8 protein-coding genes are annotated in these 6,263 nt (G+C 65.0%); 5 read left to right on the forward strand and 3 right to left on the reverse strand.

Annotated elements, in window-relative coordinates; translation table 11 throughout:
- The first annotated feature begins 164 nt into the window (after window positions 1-164).
- On the forward strand, window positions 165-536 hold the full coding sequence (locus OG225_RS30140) for a hypothetical protein (protein WP_405178308.1): 372 nt from the start codon (window positions 165-167) through the stop codon (window positions 534-536).
- A 56-nt stretch (window positions 537-592) separates the two neighbouring features.
- Here OG225_RS30140 and OG225_RS30145 read toward each other — a convergent pair whose 3' ends face one another.
- Entirely contained in the window at window positions 593-1,210 is a 618-nt protein-coding gene (locus OG225_RS30145; protein WP_405178309.1) for a TetR/AcrR family transcriptional regulator C-terminal domain-containing protein, read from the reverse strand.
- 70 nt (window positions 1,211-1,280) lie between these two features.
- Between OG225_RS30145 and OG225_RS30150 the strand changes: the two genes are divergently transcribed.
- Window positions 1,281-1,841 carry a peroxiredoxin-like family protein gene (locus OG225_RS30150; protein WP_405178310.1) on the forward strand — a complete coding sequence of 187 codons (561 nt, stop codon included), beginning with the start codon at window positions 1,281-1,283 and terminating at the stop codon, window positions 1,839-1,841.
- A gap of 21 nt (window positions 1,842-1,862) precedes the next feature.
- Here the strand turns inward: OG225_RS30150 and OG225_RS30155 are convergent, their stop codons facing one another.
- On the reverse strand, window positions 1,863-2,432 hold the full coding sequence (locus OG225_RS30155) for a Uma2 family endonuclease (RefSeq protein WP_405178311.1): 570 nt from the start codon (window positions 2,430-2,432) through the stop codon (window positions 1,863-1,865).
- 337 nt (window positions 2,433-2,769) lie between these two features.
- Between OG225_RS30155 and OG225_RS30160 the strand changes: the two genes are divergently transcribed.
- Entirely contained in the window at window positions 2,770-4,131 is a 1,362-nt protein-coding gene (locus OG225_RS30160; protein WP_405178312.1) for a 2OG-Fe(II) oxygenase, read from the forward strand.
- Window positions 4,132-4,349: 218 nt separating this feature from the next.
- Complete coding sequence (locus OG225_RS30165) at window positions 4,350-5,315, forward strand: Rpn family recombination-promoting nuclease/putative transposase (protein WP_405178313.1); 966 nt, start codon at window positions 4,350-4,352, stop codon at window positions 5,313-5,315.
- 126 nt (window positions 5,316-5,441) lie between these two features.
- Here OG225_RS30165 and OG225_RS30170 read toward each other — a convergent pair whose 3' ends face one another.
- Window positions 5,442-5,720: a hypothetical protein gene (locus OG225_RS30170; RefSeq protein ID WP_216908316.1), complete on the reverse strand. Its 279-nt coding sequence runs from the start codon at window positions 5,718-5,720 to the stop codon at window positions 5,442-5,444.
- A gap of 20 nt (window positions 5,721-5,740) precedes the next feature.
- Here OG225_RS30170 and OG225_RS30175 point away from each other — a divergent pair, with 20 nt between their 5' ends.
- Window positions 5,741-6,061: a hypothetical protein gene (locus tag OG225_RS30175; protein ID WP_405178314.1), complete on the forward strand. Its 321-nt coding sequence runs from the start codon at window positions 5,741-5,743 to the stop codon at window positions 6,059-6,061.
- Window positions 6,062-6,263: the final 202 nt, after the last annotated feature.

The following is a 6,263-nucleotide window of genomic DNA, read 5'->3' on the forward strand; positions in this document are numbered from 1 at the left end:
TCCATGTTCTTGTCTTTCTCGCGCGAGTGCGTCGGCCAGTGGAATCAGTCCGTGGGCGTCTCGTTCAGCAGCGTTCGCGGACGTATCGGCCCGATCTACCTGCGTCGGCTCGCCAATTCATTCGCATAGTCGAAGGTGCGATCAGAAACGAAGGAACTCCGACCGTGAGCGATATTCAATTTCCGCGGATGCGTATGTATGTGGAACACGCGCTCGAATCGCTGGCGGATCCGGTGTATCAACGCAGGGCGTGGATCGAGCGGCAGCTTCCGCACGAAGGTTTCTACGACGATTTGGATCTGTCCATACATATCCTCGACGACGACTGCGTGGTCTGCCCGGACCCGCGCTCCACGATCGGGCCGGTCCTGGTGGACGGACCCGGGATCGACCGGCTGATCGAGCTGGATCGGGTGCTGGGTCCGATGGTCGAGCGTCTCGGAAATATCGGGGATTCCGAATATCTCGACGATCCGCAGTGGCCGCTGGTCATCGCCGCCGCGCGTGCGGCCCTCGCGGCGATGCGGGAGTCCTGAGTGTTCGATTGCCAGGTCCGGACGCCCTTCTGCCGAGAGCGCCGGTTCCCGTGAGGTCAGCCGCCCGCTCGGAGTCCGCGCAGCAGTATCTCGACACCGCCGCGGAATTCGTCGTCGACCGACATCGAACGCGCCTGTCCCGCCGTGCGAACCAGAAGGGGGAACTCGTCGGGCGACATCGTCGCCATCGCCGCCGTTCCCGGACCACGCAGGGAGGCGTAGTGCTCGTTCAGGAGGAAACCGAGCAGGAACGAGATAATCGCGCGCTGGGCGATCACCCGGTCCGCGCCGTCGAATCCGCGGTCGGTGAGGACCGACAGCGTGGTCTCGATATAGCGCATGGTCGCCACCGACGCCTGCCGGTGCCGCAGGACGAGGGGGACGGTTTCGGGGTGTGCGGCGACCGCGTCTCTCATGCGGTGCAGCAGCAGCGACAGGCGGTCGCGCCAGTCGGTTCCGGCGGGCAGTGACAGGTCGAGCGGGTCCATCACCAGGTCGACGACGAGCACTTCCAATTGCTCTCGGTCGGCGACGTAGCGGTACAGCGCCATGGTCGCCATCCGCAATTCCTGGGCGACCGCCCGCATGGTGAGCGCGGCGAGCCCGTCTCGGTCGATCACGGCGAGTGCGGCGGTGGCGAGATCGGCGGTGGTCAGGGAACGAGGACGTGGCACGGGTTGACAGCGTACAAGGTACGCGCATACTTGACGTAGGCGTACTTGGTACACCTACGAAAGGAAGCCGATGCCCCTGCCCGCCCGAATCCCGGCCCGCACCCTCACCGCCATCTCCGGCGCCCCGGTACCCGTCCCCGATCCCGATTGCCTGATCCACCTGCAATTCCGCAGATTCGCCGGATGCCCCGTCTGCAATCTGCACCTGCGCTCCATCGTCGCCAGGCACGACGAGATCAACGCCGCCGACATTCGCGAGGTTGTCGTATTCCATTCCAGCGCAGCGGAATTACACAAATACACCGCCGACCTACCCTTCGCGGTGATTGCCGACCCCACCCGAACCCTCTACCGCGAGTTCGGCGTCGAATCCGCACCCCGCGCCCTCCTGAACCCCCGCGCTTGGCCGACCATCGTCCGCGCCATCGCCGCCGAACTCCGCGCCGCCCGCACCCCCGGCCACGTCCGCCCACCCACTACCCCGGAAGGTGGACGCCTCGGCCTACCCGCCGATTTCCTCATCGCCCCCGACGGCCGGGTACTCGCTGCCAAACACGGCCGACATGCCGACGACCAGTGGTCCGTCGACGAACTCCTGAACCTCGCCCCGGCCCACGAACTTCCCCGTTAGAAGAAAGGCGGCCGACTTCGGTCAAGGCATCAGCGACGCCGGATCGATGGAGAACTCGAAAGGCGAGCGCAGCGTCACCGTCTCACCGGCGGCGACACGATGGGTCGGCTCGTAGGTCTTGTCGGTGCCGAGGGCATAGGCGAACAGAACCGGCAACGACTCCCCCGGCAGCTGTCCCTTGAAAGGATTGATCTCGAACCGCCAGTAGTTCGGGATCCCCGCTTCGGCATACACGACCGGCTTGAGCATCCGGTCCTGCAAAGTGGTCGAGTTCGACACGACCTCGACCGCGAGTTCGATCTGTTCGACGGGAATTCCGCGCGCATCCAGCGATATCGGCCCGGTCGATACGATCAGATCGGGAATCGGCTGGTCGTCGCCGATCAACACACCCACGCCCTGGAGGACGGCATAGTCGGGCGGTAGGGCGCGGTCCAACGAACGTTCCAGCCATTTGATCAACCACTGATGGCGTGGTTTCGGAGAAGCGTTCACGACGAGCTGGCCATTCAGCACCTCGTACCGGAGTCCGTCTTCGGGCATCCGATCGAGATCCGCGGCAGTCCAACGGTCGGACTTGTGAGTAGGCATGGGCATCACCGTCGGAACACCTCCAACCTCGCTGAGCGGGAGCGACCCGTCCGAGTCTAGTCCACGCGGCTCCGCGCGGCCGTTGGTCCGCTGGGCGGGGCCGACGGGAGTGGATCTGCGCGTCATTCCTGACGGCGGCTCACCTTCGCCCCGGAATCCCGCTGGTCCGGTCGGTTCGTTCGCTGCTCGTGAGGCGAACGGCATCCCGGAATTTGTGAGGTGCCGGACCCTCGGAGTTTTGTCGGAGGGCCCGACTAACTTCTGGCGTAGCCACCGATCGGATACTCGGCCGGGCGATATCCGGCCGTACCGAGATTCACCAGCTTCGGAGATGTAGATGACAGACCAGACCTCGGGTGCGATCAGCGAACTGCTGGATTCGACGCGCCCGCCGGGTTCCTTCGCCGCGCACGGCACCGCCCCGGCCGAGAGTCTGGTCATCGAGGTGGAGGGGGTGGGGGTGGGGGTGCTCGGGTGGCCGGTGACACCGACACAGGCGCGGCAGCTGTGCGATATCGCGCGCCCGGCCAGATACGGGTTGGGTGAACAGACCCTGCTCGATCCGAATGTGCGTGATACGTGGGAGGTTCCGCGCGGCCGGATAACCGTCGACCAGCGACGTTGGGACTCGACGTTGGGGCCGGTACTCGACGCGGTGCGCACCGGCCTCGGACTGCCCGGCGACTGCGAACTGTCGGCCGAACTGCATTCGATGCTGGTGTACGAGCCGGGACAGTTCTTTCGACGGCACCGGGATTCGGAGAAATCCGACGGCATGATCGGCACCCTGGTGGTGACGCTGCCCTCGGATTTCACGGGCGGGGAGTTGGTGGTGGAGCATCGGGGGGAGAAGGTGAGCGACCGGGGGTCGCCGGGTGAGCTCGGGTTTCTCGCCTTCTACGCCGACTGTCACCACGAGGTGCTGCCCGTGACCGACGGCTTCCGAATCTCACTGACCTACAACCTGATCGCGAGCGGCCGCACCGCCGCCAACGATGATCTGGTCACCGCGCCCGCGAAGATCGCCGCACTGGCTGGGCACCTGCGTGAGCACTTCTCGACACCGATACCGGTGCCGACCTGGCTCCGCGACGGCGGACCCGCGTCGCGTCCACCGAACCGGCTGGTCTACCTCCTCGATCACCGGTATTCCCAGCGCGGGTTCGGGTGGGATCAGCTCAAGGGCTCCGATGCCGCTCGTGCCGGAGCTCTCGTCGCGGCGTCCGAGCATGCCGAATGCGATGTGGCACTGGCCTTGGCGGAGATCCACCGGGCCCACGCCTGCGACCTGTTCGAGGACGAGGACTGGATGTACGGTCGGCGGCGGCGCTGGGAACTCGTCGACGGCACGTGGGAAATAGTCGACGAGACGTGGGAACCGATCGAGGACGAGGACGAGGACTTCGATTACGAGGTGCGCGAGGGAGTCCTGCCCGTCGACCACCCCGAGCGGATCGAAACCGCGCGACTGGGCGATGATTTCGGTTCGAACGCCGAACTGACCTGGTGGATCGATCAGTCGGGAAATACTGGCGCACCGGTCGAGATCTCGGTGTCGGACGGCGAGATATGTGCCGGTACAGCGGAATCCGCTCACCAGATGTTCGCCACGGAATCCGCGGGGTATATGGGCAACGAAGGCGACACGATCGATCGCTGGTACCGGCGTGCGGCGATAGTCGTGCAGCCTCGAACATGATCCGCCGCCGCCCGGGAGAGCGAGTGGCGGAGTGCGACACGCACTGACGAATCCGCCGCTGCCGGACCATGTCCCGCCGACCGTCCAGGCCGACTCCGCCGATCGACGGTCGCTCACCGACGACACACGGCCCCTCACAGGGAGACACCCCGGCTCGGTCGACCCTTTCGGCGCAATCCTGGGAGCGGCGACCGACGTCCGATGTAGCTTTCGCGCTCGTGCCCGCCAACCCATCGAGTCCGCACGACGCGTACTTCCGGCGCGTCTTGTCCGTCCCCGCCAACGCCGCCTGCGAAATCCGCGACACGATCCCGAAAACCCTGATCGACCGGATCGACTGGGACAACATGGAACTACAACCGGTCAGCTTCGTCTCGGACCAACTCGACTCCCGCTTCAGCGACATCCTGTACCGCACCCGCCTCGACGGCCACCCCGCCTACATCTATCTCCTCGTCGAACATCAGAGCCACAGCGACCGGTTCATGGCGTTGCGGATCATGGAATATCTGGTCAACATCTGGAACCAGCACCGTCACCGGTATCCGGACCAGGACACCCTGCCCGCGGTGCTGCCGCTGGTCGTGCACAGCAACGGCACCGGCCGCCGCTGGAACGCCCCGACCGAACTATCGGAGCTGATCGACCTCGACCCGGCCGCTCGGGCGGCCCTCGACCCGTACTTGCCGCGCCTGCGGTTTCTCCTCGACGACGTGGCCGCCCTCGATCTGCCCACGCTCCTGGCCCGCGACCTGACCTCCGCAACCCGCGTCATGCTGGCCTTGCACAAGATCGCGCCACGGAATACCGACCCGAGATCCGATATCCTGAAGCTGATCGATGACTTGCGTATCCTCGCCTCGGGTCCGAACGGTGTCGCGGAACTACAGGTCGTGATGACCTATATTTTGCTGGTCGGTGATTTCACCGAGGCCGATTTCGATCTGCTGATCGACCGGCTCGGTCCACGCGCCAAGGAGGCCCTGATGACGACTGCTGAACGACTCCGCGCCGAAGGCGAAGCACGCGGCCGGGCCAAGACGTTGAGCGAGCAGCTCACCCTCAAGTTCGGGGTACTTCCATCGGCAACGGTCCACACCATCCAGACCGGCCAACTCACCCAACTCCGCACCTGGACCACCCGCGTCCTGACCGCGACCACCCTCGATGAGATCTTCGCCTGATCCAGCCGACACCGGACTCCGCCGGTAGCCCCCTCGAACACAAGACGGGAGGCGCCTGTAAAAATTGTCGATGCTTCCAGTCCGTTTTCGCCGACATTGCCTGCGCGATCACCGACACCCGCAGAACTAGAGGCCGCGTTGGCTTGCGTGCTGTTGGTCGGTGACGCCGCTCCAGGCGAGTTCGATCTGTTGATCGACCGGCTCGGTCCACGCGGACACCGAGCCCGTCGTCGTGATCGCCACACTCCGCGACGGCGGCACCTCGGCCCTCGACGACACCGGATTGACCACGTTACGTCTGGAGGGTCTGTCCGACGAACACGCGAGGACGGTTCGGACATCCAGCCGTTCAACCTGCATACGCGAAAGCCGGAATTGAAGACCATTCGAGGCTTCCACCGGCACGATGAAATGGGGGTTACCAGATGTTTGCTGTGGAAGCCGCTGGAACAAGGACCGAACTTACCGATCAACTCGGTCCATGCGAGAAGGAGGCCCTCGAACTCGCTGTCGAACAACTCCGCGCCCAAGGCTATGGCGGAACCTATGTCAGATGGTATTGCGAGGGCTATGTCAGAGGCTATGTCAGAGGCTATGCCGAAGCGCTGATCGAACTGCTCACCGCCAAGTTCGGGACACTTTCCCCGGCAACGATCCACACCATCCAGATCGGGGGAATTCCCCAACTCCGCGCCTGGACCGACCGAGTCCTCACCGCCACCACCCTCGACGAGATCTTCGTCTGAGCGACCACGGCTATCGGAAAATTGCCGATCGCACCCGGTCGTCACCTGTTATCGATATCGCGCGCGACTTCGGATCGGCCTTCGCGGTCTCGGTGCCCGCGTCGACGGGATCCGACGGCGGGACCTCGGCCGAGTCCGGTCCGACCCGGTGTGGTCACCCGCCGGTCCGGGAAAATCTAGCCCGGACCGGCGGTGAGCGCGA

This window comes from Nocardia sp. NBC_01377, assembly GCF_045040005.1.
GTDB classification, from domain to species: domain Bacteria; phylum Actinomycetota; class Actinomycetes; order Mycobacteriales; family Mycobacteriaceae; genus Nocardia; species Nocardia noduli.

What these genes read in the sequence shown, in the direction of transcription:
- OG225_RS30150 (WP_405178310.1), top strand. Translation starts at nt 1,281, where the DNA reads ATGCCCCTGCCCGCCCGAATCCCGGCCCGCACCCTCACCGCCATCTCC.
- OG225_RS30155 (WP_405178311.1), bottom strand. Translation starts at nt 2,432, where the DNA reads ATGCCTACTCACAAGTCCGACCGTTGGACTGCCGCGGATCTCGATCGG.
- OG225_RS30160 (WP_405178312.1), top strand. Translation starts at nt 2,770, where the DNA reads ATGACAGACCAGACCTCGGGTGCGATCAGCGAACTGCTGGATTCGACG.
- OG225_RS30175 (WP_405178314.1), top strand. Translation starts at nt 5,741, where the DNA reads ATGTTTGCTGTGGAAGCCGCTGGAACAAGGACCGAACTTACCGATCAA.